The sequence below is a fragment of the Cupriavidus sp. SIMBA_020 genome (assembly GCF_046535395.1).
GTDB classification, from domain to species: Bacteria; Pseudomonadota; Gammaproteobacteria; order Burkholderiales; family Burkholderiaceae; genus Cupriavidus; species Cupriavidus campinensis.
The window spans coordinates 1-304 of record NZ_JAWRWU010000305.1 but is presented as its reverse complement, the minus strand read 5'-3'; the positions used below and the strand labels follow the sequence as shown (position 1 = coordinate 304).

Genomic DNA, 304 nt, shown 5'->3' with positions numbered 1-304 from the left:
CCGAGTTGAGCGACAGCGGCACGCCGCCGGCGCATCGCTTTCTCGTGGAGGCGCGCAATCTCGATGCCGAGACGGTCGAACGCGCCGAGTGGCCGGAATCGGTCTGCGTGTTCGCGCTGCCCACGATGCCGCCGCTGCACGTCGCGCTGCTGCGCGAGCTGTCGCGCTGGATCGACGTGCGCATTTACGCGCTCAATCCTTGTCGAGAATTCTGGTTCGACATCGTCACGGCCGCGCATGCGGAGGCGCTCGATGCGGCCGGGCGGCTCGACTATCAGGAGGTCGGCCATCCGCTGCTTGCGGA

At 67.8% G+C, this 304-nt stretch carries 1 protein-coding gene; it reads left to right on the top strand.

Going from position 1 to position 304, the window contains the following annotated elements; all coding sequences use genetic code 11:
* Positions 1 to 304: exodeoxyribonuclease V subunit gamma (locus tag SB751_RS29320; protein ID WP_410748943.1), on the top strand; the 304-nt coding region annotated here is incomplete at both ends.